18 protein-coding genes are annotated in these 19,290 nt (G+C 43.6%); 16 read left to right on the plus strand and 2 right to left on the minus strand.

Annotated elements, in window-relative coordinates:
- Positions 1–54 precede the first annotated feature (54 nt).
- Positions 55–525, plus strand: a complete 471-nt coding sequence (locus tag FJQ58_RS24570) for a GNAT family N-acetyltransferase (protein WP_139997426.1) — start codon at positions 55–57, stop codon at positions 523–525.
- Positions 526–547: 22 nt separating this feature from the next.
- Here FJQ58_RS24570 and FJQ58_RS24575 read toward each other — a convergent pair whose 3' ends face one another.
- Positions 548–1,036, minus strand: a complete 489-nt coding sequence (locus tag FJQ58_RS24575) for a YfbM family protein (protein ID WP_139997427.1) — start codon at positions 1,034–1,036, stop codon at positions 548–550.
- Positions 1,037–1,570: 534 nt separating this feature from the next.
- On the opposite strand from FJQ58_RS24575, the gene FJQ58_RS24580 reads away from it, so the two are divergent.
- From FJQ58_RS24580 to FJQ58_RS24650, 15 genes are all read left to right on the plus strand, one after another.
- A complete protein-coding gene (locus tag FJQ58_RS24580; protein ID WP_139997428.1) occupies positions 1,571–2,284 on the plus strand; it encodes a TetR/AcrR family transcriptional regulator in 714 nt (237 codons plus the stop codon).
- Positions 2,285–2,311: 27 nt separating this feature from the next.
- On the plus strand, positions 2,312–3,058 hold the full coding sequence (gene map, locus FJQ58_RS24585; protein ID WP_139997429.1) for a type I methionyl aminopeptidase: 747 nt from the start codon (positions 2,312–2,314) through the stop codon (positions 3,056–3,058).
- Positions 3,059–3,311: 253 nt separating this feature from the next.
- On the plus strand, positions 3,312–3,494 hold the full coding sequence (locus FJQ58_RS33045; protein WP_238404335.1) for an SRPBCC family protein: 183 nt from the start codon (positions 3,312–3,314) through the stop codon (positions 3,492–3,494).
- 543 nt (positions 3,495–4,037) lie between these two features.
- Positions 4,038–4,679 carry a hypothetical protein gene (locus FJQ58_RS24595; protein ID WP_139997430.1) on the plus strand — a complete coding sequence of 214 codons (642 nt, stop codon included), beginning with the start codon at positions 4,038–4,040 and terminating at the stop codon, positions 4,677–4,679.
- Between the two features lie 1,041 nt (positions 4,680–5,720).
- A complete protein-coding gene (locus FJQ58_RS24600) occupies positions 5,721–5,987 on the plus strand; it encodes a hypothetical protein (protein ID WP_139997431.1) in 267 nt (88 codons plus the stop codon).
- Positions 5,988–6,153: 166 nt separating this feature from the next.
- Positions 6,154–6,711: a hypothetical protein gene (locus FJQ58_RS24605; protein ID WP_139997432.1), complete on the plus strand. Its 558-nt coding sequence runs from the start codon at positions 6,154–6,156 to the stop codon at positions 6,709–6,711.
- A gap of 32 nt (positions 6,712–6,743) precedes the next feature.
- Entirely contained in the window at positions 6,744–7,298 is a 555-nt protein-coding gene (locus FJQ58_RS24610; protein WP_139997433.1) for a hypothetical protein, read from the plus strand.
- Between the two features lie 251 nt (positions 7,299–7,549).
- Entirely contained in the window at positions 7,550–7,903 is a 354-nt protein-coding gene (locus FJQ58_RS24615) for a VOC family protein (protein WP_139997434.1), read from the plus strand.
- Between the two features lie 170 nt (positions 7,904–8,073).
- Complete coding sequence (locus FJQ58_RS24620; RefSeq protein ID WP_139997435.1) at positions 8,074–9,144, plus strand: NAD(P)H-dependent flavin oxidoreductase; 1,071 nt, start codon at positions 8,074–8,076, stop codon at positions 9,142–9,144.
- Between the two features lie 296 nt (positions 9,145–9,440).
- The gene (locus FJQ58_RS24625; RefSeq protein ID WP_139997436.1) at positions 9,441–9,911 is read left to right on the plus strand and encodes a MarR family winged helix-turn-helix transcriptional regulator; all 471 of its coding nucleotides are present in this window, start codon (positions 9,441–9,443) and stop codon (positions 9,909–9,911) included.
- 47 nt (positions 9,912–9,958) lie between these two features.
- Positions 9,959–10,834: a haloalkane dehalogenase gene (locus FJQ58_RS24630; protein ID WP_139997437.1), complete on the plus strand. Its 876-nt coding sequence runs from the start codon at positions 9,959–9,961 to the stop codon at positions 10,832–10,834.
- Positions 10,835–10,982: 148 nt separating this feature from the next.
- The gene (locus tag FJQ58_RS24635) at positions 10,983–11,372 is read left to right on the plus strand and encodes a MerR family transcriptional regulator (protein WP_139997438.1); all 390 of its coding nucleotides are present in this window, start codon (positions 10,983–10,985) and stop codon (positions 11,370–11,372) included.
- On the plus strand, positions 11,372–12,133 hold the full coding sequence (locus FJQ58_RS24640; protein WP_140000054.1) for an SDR family oxidoreductase: 762 nt from the start codon (positions 11,372–11,374) through the stop codon (positions 12,131–12,133). Before FJQ58_RS24635 ends, FJQ58_RS24640 begins: the two co-directional genes overlap by 1 nt.
- 90 nt (positions 12,134–12,223) lie before the next feature.
- Complete coding sequence (locus tag FJQ58_RS24645; RefSeq protein ID WP_139997439.1) at positions 12,224–12,664, plus strand: cell wall hydrolase; 441 nt, start codon at positions 12,224–12,226, stop codon at positions 12,662–12,664.
- Positions 12,665–12,921: 257 nt separating this feature from the next.
- Positions 12,922–17,790, plus strand: a complete 4,869-nt coding sequence (locus FJQ58_RS24650; protein WP_139997440.1) for an S-layer homology domain-containing protein — start codon at positions 12,922–12,924, stop codon at positions 17,788–17,790.
- Between the two features lie 144 nt (positions 17,791–17,934).
- On the opposite strand, the gene FJQ58_RS24655 is transcribed toward FJQ58_RS24650, so the two are convergent.
- A complete protein-coding gene (locus FJQ58_RS24655) occupies positions 17,935–19,287 on the minus strand; it encodes an MATE family efflux transporter (RefSeq protein WP_139997441.1) in 1,353 nt (450 codons plus the stop codon).
- Between the last annotated feature and the right edge of the window lie 3 nt (positions 19,288–19,290).

Below are 19,290 nucleotides of genomic sequence, written 5' to 3' on the forward strand. Positions count from 1 at the left end.
AAATGGATCTTATTAATCATGAAGTGAAAAAGTTAAATGTGACCGTTCGACTATGTGGTGTGGGAACACAAGATCAATCGTTATGGGGTGTTTGAGAATGATGATACCCGCACCTTAGTCGAACAGAATCGTGTATTCGATATTTGGTGGGAACATCCGAACGTGCTATTCCCGTATCTTATCACAGTGGACGATATACCTGCGGGTCTTGCTTTTGTGGCAATTGCACCGTTCACACCCTGTCCTCATGATATCAATTATTTCATGAATGAGTTCTTCCTATTACGGAATTATCGAGGAAAGGGCATTGGAGACGAAGCGGTGCGTCAGATGATCAAAAAGATGCGAGGGAAATGGGAAGTGCAAACCAATCCCACCGGTCGAAACGAACGTGCACAACGTTTCTGGCGTAGGACACTTAACACATGTACTAACCGAAAATACTCCGAAGAGCTTGGTCATCATCCTGTAGTTGGTGAACAGCTAGTCTTTCGCTTCAGCACGAGTTCTGATCAAGGTGAATAAATTAGAGAGACTATGATTGGAATCAGAAAATATAGAAGATGAGACCTTTGCCCTTGGCTACAGTTTGGCCGTAGAAACGCCGGATTTCAATGAAATTCTGAAGCATGTAGGCAAAGAGCTCGTCCTCATCCCTGTCTGAAACAGTGTCTGGATCAAGAGGATACACCTCGTCCTTGACCATGGCCGGGAAATTATACCGCAAGCGGAGCTGCTCTTCATCCAGTTCAGATATAGCCTGAAGAGCTTCTGCAACTTGCTCTGCGCGTAAGGAAAACGCTCCAAATGAGCCGAAATCGATGCCCTTGTCTGACGTTAGCGGAACAACATAGCCAAGAGGGGGCTCTCCATCGGAAATATCTCCACAAAGCAAGTAGTGAATCGCTTCCCAGGATCTATCAATATCCAGTCCGGGATAATCGTCTATTTTCAAACTCTTCAACGCTAGGTCGCCTGCTGCGATTTGCTGCACCAGGTTGTCATCCATAGCAAAGTAATATCCACGCATTCCCATGTTGCCATCCTTCTTTCCACTTTTAGTAGTCACTATACTGCCCTATCAAAATGTTACATTTGGTAATTATGTATTTCAAGGAACATTATACCTATGTTGCCATCAGGACTTTTTTCATTGATTGTAAATGTATAGATCAAATGAGACATATCATTCTATTTGTCGAAGGCAAAGCGAATGCAAGAAGTAATAGCAACATGTGAATGTCAGATCGAGTGACTGGCCGGAGCCACAGCCAAGGACCTGACGCAGTTGTTTTGATCGGTTGAGAGAGACGAGAAAACCCCAGAGCATCGATTACAAGATAGATATAAAAATCAGTCGTGTTATTCACGGCTGATTTTGCTGTTTATCAGTACGTTTCATCAGAACGATATGATAAGCTGTGTCGTTGAAAAAAATTCAATGGGGGGAACTTGATTCCATTGAAGAATTGCTGACGACATTAAATATATTCAAACTCTTGTTTTTTGCAAGCGAGTGTTTTATATTGACATAACAGTAGGTCAAAAATAAAAGAGGTGGACAGACAAGATGACTCCACGCACGAAGGAACAAAACGAAGAGATCCGGCTGCGACGTCTGGCGCAAATCCGAACAGTCGCTGCCGATGTATTTTTGAATAAAGGGCCTTTGCTTGAAATCCGCGATGTGGCCGCGCAGGCAGGACTCGGATATGGCACGGTATACCATTATTACAGCAATAAGGGCGATTTGCTTCACGATCTATTATGGGACGCTTTAGTACGGGCCGGTGGGTGGCTGGAGTCCCCGCGCGCTTTGAGCTTGGAGGCGGCGGTGGCAGGTGAGAATAACGGCTTGGTTGTTGCAGCGAATTCAGGGAACTTGGCTGCCGCAGATTCCCGACAGGGCAGTCGTGATGCAACTGCTGCCGCAGAGCTAAGTCCCATCGCTGTTGCCTTCGTCCGACTGCTGCAGCTATGGGCGGAAGACCCTGCTTTGTTTCTGCTGTGTAAGCAAGCTGGTGATGGCTTTGCTTCTCTGCCTGAAGCGCGGTCAAATCCGCTCACGGCGGCCTATCGCAGGGAGGTGCTCGCGCCACTTGTCGCGCTGCTGGAATCCGGGCGTAAGGCGGACGAATCTGCCGTTTCTGGCGGAAACGCGGCGGAGCCGCTACAGCACGCAGAAATGCTGCTGGCAGCCTTGGTTGGCTGCGCTTCGATTTCACTGCGCCGCGGTAGGTTGCACGAGGAGGCAAGGGATATCGTCCGGTTTTTAAAATTATAGAATGGATAAGGAGCGAATATATAAAAGATGATTATCATAAAATCACCTAGGGAAATCGAAGAGATGAAGCCAGCGGGCCAAATCGTTGCGGACTGCTACCGCGAGGTAACCAAACTGATCGAGCCTGGCATCACTACTCAGGAAATCAATGATTTTGTTGCGAGACACATCACCAAGCTGGGCGGTAAGCAGTTTACGAAAGGGTACAACGGTTTTCCCGCTGAAACCTGCACTTCAGTCAACGACGTTGTGGCCCATGGCATTCCTTCTAACCAGGCGCTTATGGACGGCGATTTGCTGAAGCTTGACATTGTCGTGGAGTACGGCGGATGGTTTGGCGATTCGTGCTACTGCTATGCGGTGGGAAATATCCGGCCGGAGGCTCAAAAATTAATGAAGGTGGCAAAGGAATGCTTAGATCTGGGAATCTCCCGGGCTCTTCCCGGGGGTAGACTCGGCGACATAACGTCGGCAATTCAACAGCATGCGGAAGCGAACGGTTTTTCGGTCGTACGTGATCTGCTGGCGCATGGGATCGGGCGGAGCCTTCATGAAGAGCCGAGCTACGAGCATATCGGTGTAGCCGGCAAAGGCATTCGGTTAAAGGAAGGCATGGTGTTTACGATTGAACCGATGATTAACGAAGGTACGTTCCGTATCACGATCGATGACGATGAGTGGACGGCAAGAACAGCCGACGGCAAGTTGTCGGCGCAATTTGAGCATACGATTGCAATTACTTCGGAAGGACCGCTGATATTAACTGCCCAGTAAAAATATCGGCGAAGGGGCGGGGATGTTCACATTTGTCATCTGTATGGAAACTGGCCCCTATGTCACACATTTCAATAGCCTATTAGAAGGAGCAACTGCCACGGTAGTTGCTTTTTATTGTTTATTAAGCTAATGGCAAACTCGAGCTTAACATTCACGAAGACGGAGCTTCTGGGAAGAGTAGCGCTTAACCATATTGTTCCATCAGATATGCTAGAATAGACGTAACTTTATAAAGTGGAGAATTGAGGTCATGTCGAACGTATCGAACGAGAAAAGAATTGCTTCTGCTTCGAGAGTCAGCAAGTCATCGTCACAAACTATTTTTAAGGCATTCGTGGACCCGGACGCTTTGGTTTCGTGGCTTCCACCGAAGGATATGAATGGTCATATCTCCGAATTCGACGTTCGGGACGGTGGGGCTTATCAAATATGATTATAAAGTAGACCCTAGCAGCCATTTCCGCTGACAGCACGGTTACTATTGTTTTCGAGAACGTCCCTGAAGGAATACGGAAGGAAGATCACGATATTGGGTTGAGGTCTTCCCTAGAGAATCTCGCCGTCTATATAGAAGGACAGACAAATATAATGAACGTCTAATAAGAATCATTAGTAAAATCGGTATGTAAGGAAGGAGAAAACATGGAGATATCTAATGAGATATTAAATTCATTTTTTATCAGTGATTTATCGGGGAATATTCTTTTTTATCCTTTTTTGAATCCGTTAATTATTGATTTTTTTCCATTAATTTCCCCCTGTAGAATATGCAGAAGCCAAATTGGTTTGTGATTGTATTGCATGGCAAGGAAGTAAAGCCTCTGTGAAAGAGCTGCTTCCAAGCGATGATCTACATTTTCCTTTCCAAGGATATAGAAGCGACTTTGCAGTAGAAGATGATTTAGTATCTGGCAGGATAACTTAACGTTATTTATACGAATTGTGGTAGAATGTCTTTGCGTTGGAGGCGATGATATTGAAAATTTATCAAACGATATCATATTCGGTCATAATGTTGTTTTCATATCTAATTTTATTGGGGGGTTGCAGCAATGAACCTAAACTTGAAGAGAAGATAGCTTATATTTCAAAAGTGAAAAATCCCCAGGACTCAAAGACATTCAATGATTTACATTTCGGAATTTTAAATGATTTCAATATAAAATTAACGGAAGCTGATAAGAGTTGGGTAACTCTATGGGTAGAAGGTTATATAAATGGAGAAAAGACTATCCCTTTCCGATTAAAACAATTTACTTATGGTGAACATCGCACCAATAAAGTTGCAGAAGGTCCATTGGGGTTTGGCATTATTAATTCTCAATTAGAAGATGATACTTCGTTATTTTGGTATTCTTACGAGATGTCTGAACCGCCTCAAATAATAGAAAATATCCTAAATTCAGAAGGCGTAGGTAAAACAACTCGATATTTTGCAATCGGTGACGATGAAGTAGGTTTAGCATCAGGTGAAACGAAAGTACTTGGAGTTTATCGACAGTTGGTAAATCCGTACAAAGTGTACGATTACCAAGATATAAATCAAATAGGACAAATGATAAATGAGGATAAAACTGTCTTATTATTACTTAAGATTTCAGTAGAGAAAAAGGACTAAATCCTTATCTATTCTAACGGGTACGACCTTGAAGATACACTCGTTCTTCAGGAGTTCGCTGAAGTGTAAACAGTATTCCTTAAGTTCCTAACGGGCAGTATCTTTCCTATATTTATTAAATTTAAAAAAGTTTTGCAAAGTAGCTTTTCTGAGGTGATACAAAACAATGAGCTTAAACCATTATGAGGAAAAACAAAAGAGGATAATCTTCTCTTTATAGCTTCCTTAAAGAGCGATTTTGATACTAATAAAACTGGATGGGAAAAACCGGAAGAAATCCTTTTTAAAGGGGATGAAGGCGTGGCTTGAGGACACAGGGATTAGTCATGAGCCAGATTGGAGCACTTTCGCAATTACTCTCTCTGCCGAAAGATCCTGGGAGTGACGATTATACATTAATTCCAATTATAAACCTATGGAAAACTATAGTTAAACAAACAAGGAACAGTTTGTTGTAGCTGATTTTCGTAATTTGAAAGAAGACGTTAAAGGAGAGTTTTCAATTGTAAGGTCAGCTGACAATGCTATTCCCCATCTACTTACCGATGAGGATCTAGCAGCGGCTTGCCTTAATATGCATGCAAAGCTATCTGAAGGCGGTTTACTGTTAATTACTATTAGGGATAATGACCATCACGTAACGCTTAAAGGAGCATGTGACCAAGTCATGCGTGTTCAATGATGGCAAATGAGTCGTTTTTTAAATGTGGCATTGGTCGAATGATGACAGAACCTACATTGTAAATCATTTCATCTTGAATGAATGTGAGGGGAAATGGAATACAAGCGTTCAACGAACAACTTTCAGAGCTTTGCTCAGAGACGAATTCAGTCAGATATTAAGCGCGACCGGCTTTGACAATATTAAATGGCATATGCCAGCAGAGTCTGGATATTATCAACTAATTGTTACTTCCAAAAAAGGGAAGTTGAAGATTGTTCAGTGAACGTGCACGATAGAGAAGGAGTTGCCTCTCGGCAACTTGTAGATTTGTTACTTGTAAAGTTCGATAAGTCAATGAGCATGAAGGACTGATAAGTATGAACGATAATATTCAAATACTATACCTCAAACACTTTTTTGCGACGTACGCAAAACAAGTTACACTTTATGAAATTTACGATCATATGTCTTATCAAGATAAGACAAAGTTAAAAATAGAAATTCAATCAGTGATAAATAAGCTTGATAATAATCATTGGGAAGTTTCTCATGGTTTAAAATACATTCATAATTATTTTGGTAAGAAAGAAGCCAATAAATTAATCGAACAGATATTTGTTAGACTGACAGGCGTAGGAATATAAATTAGCTTGAGCTAACGAGGAATAGATAGTTCTGCAAGAGTAGGTTGCTGCGGTAACTGCTCTTGTTCTCATTCAGCTTATAGGCAGCATTGTTCAATCACATCGACAATACTTTAAATATGGAGAATAGCAATATTCTTGAACATGAATCAAGATGGGTGAGAAAATGAAAATAATAAAAGTAGTGGTACCTATTATTATGCTTGGAGCTTGTGTTTCAATAATAACTTTAGGATTATATAAGTTCTATAGTTATAAGCCTGTTAATGAAAATGAATTGGTTGCCATCTTAGGGACTTATAAGAGTAGTAGCTACCAATTCGCAAGTAAAAGTACATATGAACTTAATCTCAAATTAAAGGAATATAATACAACGTTTAATATATGGTCAGTTTCTTTAAGGGCAATAAATAAAGAGGTTTTCAACGAACTGACCTATGGTGAGAAGATCAATATACAGATACTTGCCTCGGATTTAAAATATCTCAATCATTCTAGTAAACAAATTGCAGTTTACGGAGTTGCTTCAAATGAAAATACATATTTGAAATTAAAGGATGTAAATGACCAAGAAAAGAAAAATGCTCAATTGGGCATTATTATGGCGATTATTTTTACTGTTATATTGATATTTCTGATCATCTTTATCTGTTTGATGCTTAAAAGGCTTAAGAGAATAGAATCAGATAAAACTGTCCTTACGTACAGACATACGCAAAGTTAATGATTCAATATGGATTGGAGGGGATTTCGGTAGTGGATAACATAATGAATTTAGAACTCAACAAACAATTTGCACGGAAGATAGGGATCATGATTGAATCAGGACTTATTTGGCATAAACACTATTTCTTATTTTGTGATGAGCTGATTGAAAAGTTAGATAAACCACCTTACTGGATTATTGAACTTGCAATAGCTAAGTATATTGGTGATGCAATAGAAGTAGTAAATACGTATGCTTTTTCTGAGCCATTCGAAAATTTCTCCAATTCTTTATGTGATTTATATATAGGCTGTTTGTATATAAGGTATGAAAGAAGGCAGCTTTCTTGGGCATCTTTTCTAACCAAATCTGATGACTTTGCAGATGGTTCAGGATATTTTGCTTTAAAAAAAGACGCTGATTACTTTTATTCTATGTTAAATGATTATGAGGATAATGAATATTCAATCGATTTGGAAAATAAACAAGCAGAGAGGGTTAAACAAGAGTTTCAGAATGAAATAAGTGAGGTGCGAAATATGTATATCCCATTTATTGGATATTTTCGTGAATTTGTATCCACACAAAGTAACAAACAGAAATGAGCTTGTTAACGGACTAACTAGCTGCCGACGAAGTTCTTTAGGCGTGTGAGCGCACGAGCGTTTGTGAGAAATACCATTTCTGGGATGGAGGTTCTCGACTATCGTTAAGCATTTTTTCTGGTGAATCAACAAATAGTGAGCCTTCTTGTGAATCGATTATAGCTCTGCGTTAACTGGGAACGATTATTGAATAAAATTCATGCTTAGGCAACTGCTACGATTGCCTGCTGCTTATGACTGGGAGGTTCGAAATGAAGGTCAAACGAATCGTCGCTAATATATATACGAAGGATCTCGACGCTGCTAAATGCTTCTACCAAGATGTGCTCGGCCTAGATGTAATGATGGATCATGGGTGGATTAAAACTTATGGTTTAAACGAGGAAATGAGCATTCAAATTAGTTTTGCCTCACAAGGTGGCTCAGATGCGCCTACACCTGATCTATCGATTGAAGTCGATGATGTCGATGCTGCATTTGAAGGCATGAAGAAAGCTGGGTTTCTGATAGAATATGGGCCTGTTAATGAGCCTTGGGGCGTCCGAAGATTCTATGTCCGCGACCCGTTCGGTAAGCTTATCAACATTCTTGCTCATGAATATTGATAAACTAACATTACGATGCTCTAGACAATGGTTAGTAAGGATTTATAAATTAACTATTGCTCAACTTTAATAAGAAAAGAGAACACTCGAGCCAATTCGTGGTATAGAATTTAATTATCAGTGACAGAGGAGTGCACGATTAAACAAGCCAATATAGGAGGTGTTCAAACGTGTTTGAGACGGTAATAACACGCAAACTCAACATAAAATATCCGATCTTTCAAGCGCCGATGGCAGGTGGGCCATCGACACCTGCCTTAGTAGCAGCAGTGTCAAATGCAGGCGGGCTGGGTAACCTAGGAGCCGGTTATTTAACTCCTGAACAAATCCGAATCGCGATCAAACAAACGAGAGAATTGACCGACCAGCCTTTCGGAGTTAATTTGTTTGTCTTTAACCAGCCAGAAGAATCAGAAGAAACAAATGAGGCCATGTCAAAACACCTCAATTTCTACCGAAATGAGCTTGGCATTCCGCAAAATCCATCGCTTCAAAAGCTTTCAGAATCGTTTGACGAGCAGGTACATGTCGTACTGGAAGAGCGTGTCCCTGTTTTTAGTTTCACGTTTGGCATACCTTCACAGGATAGGATTCAATCCATGAAGCAACGCGGAACGTTTGTAATAGGAACGGCCACAACCGTTGATGAAGCTATCCGATTGGAAGCATCCGGCGTAGAGGCCATTGTGGCTCAGGGCAGTGAAGCAGGCGGACACAGAGGGACATTCCTGAAGGATGCATCAAATTCTCTCATAGGATTGATGGCTCTTGTTCCCCAGATGGCCGATCATGTTTCGATTCCAGTGATTGCATCAGGGGGGATTATGGATGGACGGGGGCTTGTAGCCAGCCTCGCATTAGGAGCAGCAGCCGTGCAAATGGGCACAGCCTTCTTGGCTAGTACGGAAAGCGGCGCACACCCAGCATACAAACAAAAAATTCTTTCAGCAAACGAAGACACCACTGAAATTACATCTGTCTATTCGGGCAAAGCAGCACGAGGCATTCAGACACAATTTATGCGCGACATGTGTTTGTACGTTGGGGAAATTCCCTCATACCCTATTCAGCACATCATGACCCGGGATATTAGACAGGCTTCAGCAAAGGCGAATAACCCCGAGTTTATGTCACTTTGGGCAGGGCAGGGATTGAGGATGGCCGAAGAGCAATCTGCCGCTACCATTATCAAACAAACCATCGAGCAAGCAGATGCATTGGTCAAAAATAGGTTTAATTAAACTTTTATAAATTACATTTATATCTATTTCAATGAAAGTAAACCTCCCTGCAGCGAAGCATCGCTGCAGGGAGGTTTTTTGCTGTGCCTGCTTATGTTGTTGAAGTCACGAGAAGGGAGATGAATGGTATGATGTTCGAATGCGTTCGGTGGATATGATTTGGATTGGCATGCACCGTTCGATAGCCTGTTTTTTTGGCGATATGGACAATTTTTACAAAATAATAGTTGCAATAACAACCTATTCGGTGTATCTTGAAATTAGTTGCAATAACATTCTATTTAAGGTGGGATTAGATGAGCGAGCATTGGAGGCAGAATGACAAAGGCGCAGAGGAATCGCATGGTCAATACGTCTCCGCCATATACCGTCACATGCAAGTGTTGATCTCAGCTGAGCTGGCACCATATCGAATTGGAAGCGGACAGTATATTTTTCTAATGGCGATTGCCTTTCAGCAACCAATTACACAGAAGGAGCTAAGCGAGAAGCTCCTCATTGACAAAACGACTGCCGCCAAAGCCATTACCAAGCTGGAAGCAGAAGGTTATGTCCGTAGGGAAACCGATCCGACCGACAACCGCTATCATTTGCTCTATTTAACGGATTCTGGGCGTGAGGTTGCTCCTAAGGTACAGGAAGCGCTGGCCCGCGTCAAAAACAAAACGAAGAAAGGCATGACTGATGAAGAGTACGACTTGTTCGTCCGTTTGCTGAAAATCGTGCTTCGTAACCTGACCAAGCACGAGGAGACGCAAGAGGAGTAGAAATGGCAGACAGACTCGTCAACTAAAATTGAAAGGTGAGATGAAAGATGATTAATGAGGCATTCACCTATGAGAAGAAGCGCAATCAAGTATTTGGGCTAGAGATGGCCTATGTAGAGGAAGGAAGCGGTGACCCGATTGTCTTTCTGCACGGCAACCCAACATCCTCCTATCTTTGGCGCAACATTATTCCTTATGCCCAGAAGTTTGGCCGCTGCATCGCGCCTGATCTCATTGGAATGGGTGATTCCGCAAAGCTTCCAGTCAGCGGGCCTCAAGCGTACACCTTTGCCGAGCATAGCCGCTATCTTGACGAACTGCTCGATCAGCTTGGCGTTAGTGAGCGCGTCACTTTCGTCCTGCACGACTGGGGAGCGGCACTCGGTTTCGATTGGAGCAGGCGCCATCCCGACGCGGTCAAAGGTATTGTTTACACGGAAGCGATTATCAAAACGAGCAGCTGGAGCGAGATTTCAGAGCAAGGGCGAAAGATCTTTCAGGCTTTGCAATCTCCAGAAGGAGAACGAATGGTACTGGAGCAAAACTCCTTCCTTAATGTCAATCTTCCCATAAATATTATACGTGAGTTGACGGAGGAAGAGGTTGCGCAGTATCACCGACCCTTTATTGAGCCAGGCGAGGGGCGCCGTCCAATGTTATCCTGGGCACGACAGCTTCCATTCGACAGCAATTCAGAGGTGACTGACATTATCCATGCGTATGGAAATTGGTTAGCGCAAAGTTTTATTCCAAAGCTATTCATCCTTGCAGAGCATGGAAGAACTCCACAATCCCACATCGATTTCTGCCGAACATGGCCATTGCAGACCGAAGTTACGGTGCCTGGCTACCATTATCCCCAAGAAGACGCACCCGATCAAGTTGGCGAAGCACTCGCCTTATGGCTGAAAAATTTGAATTAACCGTATGTTTAACGGATTTATAGGCTGGACAAACGATGCCTCTCTAAGCTATCGCTTCAGAAAAAGATGCCAAAGGGTTGACTTAAACCATGGTTTAACACGTATGCTATACCTGTCGACAGACAAAACAGCATGCGGAGGCCTTCAGATGAAGCATTATTCCATAAGCGAAGCTTCGGCTAAGCTAACTATTCCGGAGTCCACGATTCGATATTATGAGAAAAAGGGACTGCTGCCGCTAATCGAGCGCGACGAGGCCGGGAGGCGGTTATTTTCAGATGATCAAATCATGTTCCTTCAGATTATCATTTATTTAAAAAACACGAACATGCCCATAAGCCGGATTAAGCAATATGTGGACTGGGTCGTCGAAGGAGACGGCACTATCGATCTCCGACTGGATTTGTTCATAAAGCACAAGCAGACCGTACTGGATGACATGGCGTTGATGACGGAAGCCTTGAAGGCAATGGATAAGAAAATTGAACGTTATACGAATCGGATTCAGTCTAGTAAACAGGGGAAAGAGGAGAAATGATGAAACTTTCGGGAAATACGATCCTGATTACGGGCGGGAGCACGGGTATTGGATTGGCCTTTGCGGAGCGCTTCATCCAAGCCGGAAATACGGTCATTATTTGCGGGCGACGCGAAAGTGCGCTTCAAACGGCGAAGGAAAAGTTCCCTAGCCTTATCACTCGCGTAAGCGATTTGAATCAGGAAAGCGAACGCATCGCTTTGTTCGATTGGGTAACCGCTGACTTTCCGGAAGTCAACGTCCTGGTTAATAATGCGGGCACTCAGCAACGATTCAACGTGCTAACGGCGGAGGTAAGGAATGATTGGAATTATTACCATAATGAAATCGCGACCAACCTGGATGCGCCAATCCATCTTTCCATGCTGTTTGCTTCCTTTTTTGCTGGCCAGAAAGAAGCAGCTATTCTTAACGTGACATCAGGACTGGCGTTCACTCCATTCGCGATCGCTCCTATCTATTCGGCAACCAAAGCGGCGCTTCATTCCTTCTCGATGAGTTTAAGACACCAGTTGTCGGACACTTCGGTAGAGGTCATTGAAGTGGCTCCTCCGGCCGTCAATACGGATTTAGGTGGATCGGGGCTTCATGTTCACGGAGAACCGCTGAATGCATTCGTCGTCGGGATTTTCGAAGGACTAGCAGCAGGCAAACCGGAGATTGGATATGGCACGTCCGAGCAGCGCCTGCGCATGTCCCGAGATGAAATTGACTTGTACACAGCAAACATGTATCAAGCCACAAGAAACTTCATTGAATAACCGCAGAAATTCGAAGCTGCTGGCACGCCAGAGTAACACATCCGCTTCACCTACAATATGATGAGTCTAGAAATCTAAAGAGGTGAGCCAATGGCAGTCGTAAAAGCCAGGAAACAGGATATTGATATGTTGGCAAGGTTGCTTCGAGCTGAAGCGGAGACCGAAGGCGAAATGGGCATGCTCCTTGTTGGAAATGTGGGCATTAACCGAATAAGAGGGAATTGCTCTGATTTTAAAGATATCCGGACCATTCCCCAAATGATCAACCAAGAGCATGCGTTCGAAGCGTTGCAGCATAGTTTGTACTATCAAAACGCAAGAGAGAGAGAACGCCGCCTGGCGCAACGGGCTGTGAATGGGGAGCGGAATTGGCCAGCCAAATTCTCCCTATGGTATTTCCGTCCAGGTTCGTTCGATAATCCTGGACCATGTCCGCCAACTTGGTATGATCAGCCGTTCGCGGGACGATGGAAAAAGCACTGTTTTTATGAACCGACCGGGCAAGAATGTGAAAATATCTATAATACGTAACGGAGATCGCTAGTTCAATACAAACAGATTAAAACCTCTCATTAGAAGAAAGCCTAGATTTATTAGGTCTAATGGGTGGTTTTTTTGTATTTAAAAATGTTAGTTCATTTTGCAATTTTTCCAAACCTTCTCCAGTATGCTCGAAACGGAAGAACCTCTCTTGTTTAGAATTTGTACAGAATGAAATGGTATAATTGGAAATCTGCGAATTATTATATATTTTTACTTATTGTTGACTACAACCAGGAGGAGAAATTATGCGCGTAGAACATTCACACAATGAATCATTTTTTAAAAAGTTTTTATTGGTTATTATTTCATTTATTTTAGTGCTAACAGCTGCACCGATTACGCCCGTGCTGGCGGATTCCGAGCCGGGTTCCGAGCCGGATTCGTTGCCAATCTATGTGGGCTGGCAAACATTTGCACACACCGGTCCTACTGCCGTTGTGTCTAATGATATGTCCAGAGTACTGAACTTTCCGGTTATCCCGGGCAAGAATAACGCTGCCACAACAGCGGGCGGGCGATTGCGAGTTGTGCCGGTAACGAACGGTTCGAGCGGCATCGTCGTTCGAACAAATAAGATTAAGCTTGACGGCGGATTTAGTACTTATTTTGTCATGCATTTGAATGGAAGCACCTCAATGAATGATACTGGCTTCCCTGGACCTGCTGATGGATTAACCTTTATCATTCAGGATAACCCTACTCCTGTTTTAGGCGGGGTAGGCGAAGGAGTAGGCTATGCCGGTATTCCAAATTCCGTAGGTGTAGAGTTCGATACGTGGACCAACGTCGGACCTCATCTAGGGATTCAGTACAACGACCCTAATCCACCTTATCGTCTCTCAAATCGCTATCATCCGGTAACTAATCCAAACGGCCCTACTGCCGATCATGTGGCTATTGTCATGAATGGCAATAATAATCACCCACAGGGCAGTGGTGACGTTATTGATAATTTGCAAGGCGCTAATTTCCGGTTATATGATTATGCGGCACGCAATGATTACGTTCATGTTTGGGTTGATTATAACGAAAATGGAACACTTACCACAACCTATGGTCTAAGTGATAATCGAGCCAATGCGAATAACAGATCGATATCCCGTAATGTCGGCATGTCCCTTATGAACAAAGAGGTCTATGTAGGCTTTGGAGCGAGTACAGGTGGGGCCAACTCCCATCATGATATTCTGGCATGGTATTTCAAAAACTCCTACGTTGAGGGCGGACTAAAACCCGACGGAAATTATAAACAAGGACCAAGTGCAGTCACAATCAATAAAGTATTCTCTACGGATATTCGAGATCTGACGGGGATTGATATCAAGGTCAACGGAATTAGCAAAAGTGATAACTTGCCTAATGAAAAGGTTAATCTCTATGTTAATAACCAATTAATTGATGGAGAATACAGCACAAATAGTGAAGGCGTACTTGTATATACCTTCAATGAATCAAGTCATTTGCAAGCCGGCAACAACACCATTACGGTAGTTACCCGCAACGGAGGTACTTCCGCACAGACTACGGCGGTTAAGACCGCGACGCCTGTGGCAGGCAATATTGAATTAGCGTATACGACTAAAGGCATTGTGACGATTGATGGCGTTCCGAATGGAGTTGCCGTAACCCTATACGACGACAATCATGAAGTCATTGCAACTTCGCCAGTGGCAACGAACGGAAAGGTTCGTTTCAATTTGACAGACGCCAGTAAGGATATTCTAGCTGACGCTAGCCAAATTAATATTTCATATGTTAAGAATGGTGAAGTAGCCAGCAACTTAACGGCAGTAACTCCAATTGTGCGGAGTAGTGCACCAGAAGAAGTGAACATTGTCACGAATGTACCCAAAAACACAGTAACCGTTAAAGACGTCCCACCGGGCTCTACTGTAAAAGTATACGGCGACGATGACGAGCTCATCGGTACGGCAACTAACAACGGCGATGAAGAAACAGACGTTGTAGTCACTATTGAATCGCCAACCGAGCTTCAAGAAGGTGACAGCATTGAAGTGACGATTACTGAAGAAGACGGCAAGACGGAAAGCGAACGGGTAACAAGCATAGCGAAGCTGGAAAGCGACCCGCTGAATGAGGAAGATATTAAAACAAACGCAACGGACCATACAGTAACGATTAAAGACGTGCCTCCAGGGGCAACCATTAACCTGTATAACCAGAATGGCGATGTTATTGGAACGGCTACTAACACTGGATCGAATGCGGATATCGTCATTGAAATTAAAGCACCGCATACGCTTGAAACAGGCGAAATCATTAAAGCTACCATTACCGAGACAGGGAAACTGGAAAGTACTCCAGTACCTAGTGAAGCAAAGCAAGGCAGCGTACTTGACGCAAATCACGTGAAGACAAACGCAACAAACCAGACCGTAACCGTCAAAGATGTACCGCCAGGTGCAACCATTAACGTATATGACAAAAATGGCGATGTTATCGGTACGGCTACTAATACAGGCTCCACGAATACAGCCGTTGTAGTTACAATTGAAGCTACTCCAGCACTTGTTGAAGGCGATATTGTAGAAGTAACGGTCACAGAAAATGGTCATTTAGAAAGTAAACCGGTGGTGAGCGAAGCGAAAACAGAAAGCTCGCAGCTTGAGAACGACAATGTGAAAACAAACGCAACAAACAATACCGTAACGGTCAAGGACGTGCCTCCAGGGGCAACCATCAACGTATATGACAAGAACGGCGAGGTTATTGGTACAGTCACAAACACAGGTCCTTCCATTACAACCGTTATAGTTAACATTGAAGCTCCTCATATACTTAATGAGGGAGATTTGGTTAAGGTTGGAGTGACGGAAACTGGGAAGCTGGAAAGCCCTCCGATTTCAAGCCAAGCAAAATCGGAAAGCGATTCACTAGACAATTCAACAGTTAAACCTAGTGTAACAACAGGCAGTGTCAAGGTAGTAGAGGTGCCAGCAGGCGCTACGATTATCGTATACGACGAGAATGGTACAGAGCTGAAAAGAGCAGCAAATACCGGAGCAGAGACAGGCACCGTTGTCATCGAAGGACTTGACCTTGAACCGGGAACTAAAATTCAAGTGACAATAACCGAAGAAGGCCGATATGAAAGCAAGCCTTTGCCTGTAACTGTCGAATTCACGACAGATGAAGCCATTGATGATGCGCTTCGGGCCTTGCAAATCGGTTACCAAGCAAACGATACATGGGAGAGCGTTACACTTCCTGTACTCATTGTAACAACAGGGGCCAATGAAACGACCGTCGAGTGGGCTTCCAGCAAGCCGAATGCGATTGAAATTTCATTGCCGGAAAATGGAACGGTTAAGACACTTGTTCATCGTCATGCAAAGGATGAAAGTGTTATACTCACCGCTTCTGTTTCTAAAAACGGCGTAACGAAAACCCGCACATTCCTGTTAATTGTCAAAGCTGAGAACATAACTAAGACTACAATCGAGAATTATCGACAAGTCCCTGTTGTTGGCGGCTCAGATGACGAGGTGAGTGAGCCGGTTGGCATTAATCGTGTTATGTTATCAAACGGAGTGAAAATTGACAAAGCCATTTTCGATCCGGCAGCAGCAGCAAGGTTTGTTAATGATTCTAGAACTAAAAACGGTGTTTCAACCGTATATGTTGATGAGGTTTCGGGAGATGAACCCGGTGAAATTGCTGTCGAGATTCCTGGACAATCGGTAAGACTATTAAACAACAACCAAAATATGCTGGATATACGCACAGAATATGCAACATTATCCATTCCAGCAGATGCGCTTAACCAGATGGCAGACCGGTATCTTGACTTGTTTTTCCGCTTAATTCCTGTCAAAGATGCTGGTCATCAAACGGAGTTAAATACCAGCATTTTGAATGAAACAGTTGTCAGAACGGCGGCTGGAGGCCGAAATGTTGAAGTAATCGGTTCCTCGTTGGAAATTGAAACAAACTATCGCGATTACACAACCACACTGTTCTTACCTTTTGCAAAGAACGGAATTACAGTGCCTGCAAGCAACGTGGACAGCTTCCTGAATTCACTTCGGGTGTTTGTAGAGCATAGCGATGGAGAAAAGGTTGTAATGAACCCAACCGTTGTATTTAACGGTGTCACTCCAATTGGGCTAGAAATTAAAATTGATAAGTTTAGTGTTTTCTCAGTCATTCAGTTGAAAGACTTTCCGTCTAGCGGAGTGGTGGTTACGCCAGTCAAGCCTGTGACAGAACAAGTGAAAAAGACAACGATTGATCCAAAAGCGGGAACTCTTCTCCTTGATCTAGTTGATAGCAGCAGTAAAGTGGACAAGTCAGGCTTTACAGTGAAAATTGGCGGGAAGGCAGCGGAGATACAAGAGGTTAAAATTGACGGGAATCAAGTTACAATTCAACTGAAGAATCCGATCCCAGTTGGTTATCAAGCAGCTGTATCTTATACGCCTGGCAGCGGTTGGACAGGCACACTGCAGCCATTCACCGACCTAATCATTGCAAATCCTGGCCATCATATTGCTTATATTAAAGGATTCCCTGATGGCACATTCCGCCCGAATAATACCATTACGCGAGCAGAAATGTCGGCTATCCTAGCCCGCAACAAAAACCTATCTAATGTGTATGAATACCAGAAGCTGTACCCGGATGTTGCGAAAGGCTACTGGGCCGCAGCTAACATTGAGCAGCTGCAAGATATTGGATTAATGATCGGTGATAAGCAGGGTAACTTCCGGCCAAACGACCGCATTACGAGAGCAGAAATGGCAATGATTGCGGCCAAATGGTTAAATGCTGATCTTGACGCACCATTCACAAATACATTTGCAGACGTATCCGATCAGCATTGGGCTGCATCCGCCGTTGCGGCCGTAAATAAAGCCGGGGTTATGATCGGTTTTGAAGACGGCTCGTTCGGTCTAAAGGAATATGTAACGCGTGCTCAAGCTGTTACGATTATGAACCGTTTACTAGGAAGAGGCCCGCTTACAGGCGTGCCAACACCGACATGGCCGGATGCGACTTCTGCTCACTGGGCATTTGAGCATATTGAAGAAGCTTCGCAGGATCACTACTATACGTATCTTCCGGATGGAAAAGAGCTCTTATTCAAGCAATAGCACCCAAGCTGGTGCAACTGAAGTAGTCACACATGATCAAAAGCCAAGAAAAATGCCAGGTACCTACTGCCATTTTTCTTGGCTTCTTTTTTTACTATATATACGATATGCACCTATCCTGCCTTCTAGCGCATGATAGGTTCCCTAGTGCACTAAACTGTCCAAATCCGGCTGCAATTTGTTTCGCAGAACATACAACATGGTAGATCCAACAAGAAATGCGACGGCATCAGCGATAACGAGCGACCAGACTACCCCCTGGAAGCCATTCATTCGATTCGCGATATATAACACAGGAATCAGAGTGATTCCTTGAATAACTGACATAATAAACGCAGCGGTTCCTTGTGCGGTTGCTTGGAAAATCCCTGTAAACAACGAGGTCATTCCAGTAATGAACAAAGATAAGAACGTCACATGTAGAATATAACTGCCCATTTCAATTAATTGCGGATCATTCGTAAATAAACCGATTAAGTGGTCGGAAATCAGATAAACGATAATGCCGAACACAACGGCTAAAGCCAAAACCACTTTGATCGTGAAGGATATAGTCTGCTTCATTCGTAATTTATTTGCTGTAAAGGAGAAGGCAATCATCGGCACGACTCCCTCGCATAAGCCCATCAGAATGCACTCAGGAAATTGCAACAAACGTGACGAGATTCCGAACCCCGCTATGGCCTGCTCTCCATATTCGACAAGAAAATGGTTAAAGATAAGCGACATGGCACCCATGAAGATACTCATCACAAAGACGGGAACTCCAATTTTGAAAACATTGCTCAGAATTTCCTTGGTAGCCTTGAACCATTTGATTGAGATCGTTAATAATTGGCTCTTATATTGAATATGAAAGGCGTAGTATATGCTAGCAACCAAATTAGAAATGACCGTAGCAGACGCAACGCCGATTACGTCCCAATGGAAAACGAAGATCACTAACGCATCTAGAATAATATTTACAGCAACACTGAGAATCATACCGATCATCGACGTGTTTGCTGCACCTTCCGAGCGCACGATATTTTCCAGTGTAAAGAATAATACGACGATTGGCGAGCCAATAACCATAATCGTGACATAGTCCTTAGTAAATCCGAAGGAGTCCGGCGTTGCCCCCAGGCCTTGAACGATTGGGCCGATCAACGGGAGACTTACGCCCATCACGATAAGACCGATAGCTAAACTGCTGTAAAAGGCGAATGAAGATACATGCTTTACATCATCATATTTTTTCTCACCCAGCAAGCGGGAGATGAATGCGCCGCTGCCGATGCCAATTAAATTGCCTAATGCCATAATGGCCGCGAATAACGGCAAGGTGAGTGCGAGTGCGGTTAACATGGCGGTATTGTGGAGCGTGCCAAGGAAATAAGCATTCAAGATGGAGTATATGACGCTCATTGACATGCCTAGCATCATTGGTACAGCAAAGTGAGTAACGGCTTTTGGGACCGATGCTTTTTCAAAGAAATGGAGGTTTTCTGCATCCATGCG

Origin of the sequence: Paenibacillus paridis (genome assembly GCF_006345825.1) — a bacterium.
In the GTDB taxonomy this organism is placed as follows: Bacteria; Bacillota; Bacilli; order Paenibacillales; family Paenibacillaceae; genus Pristimantibacillus; species Pristimantibacillus paridis.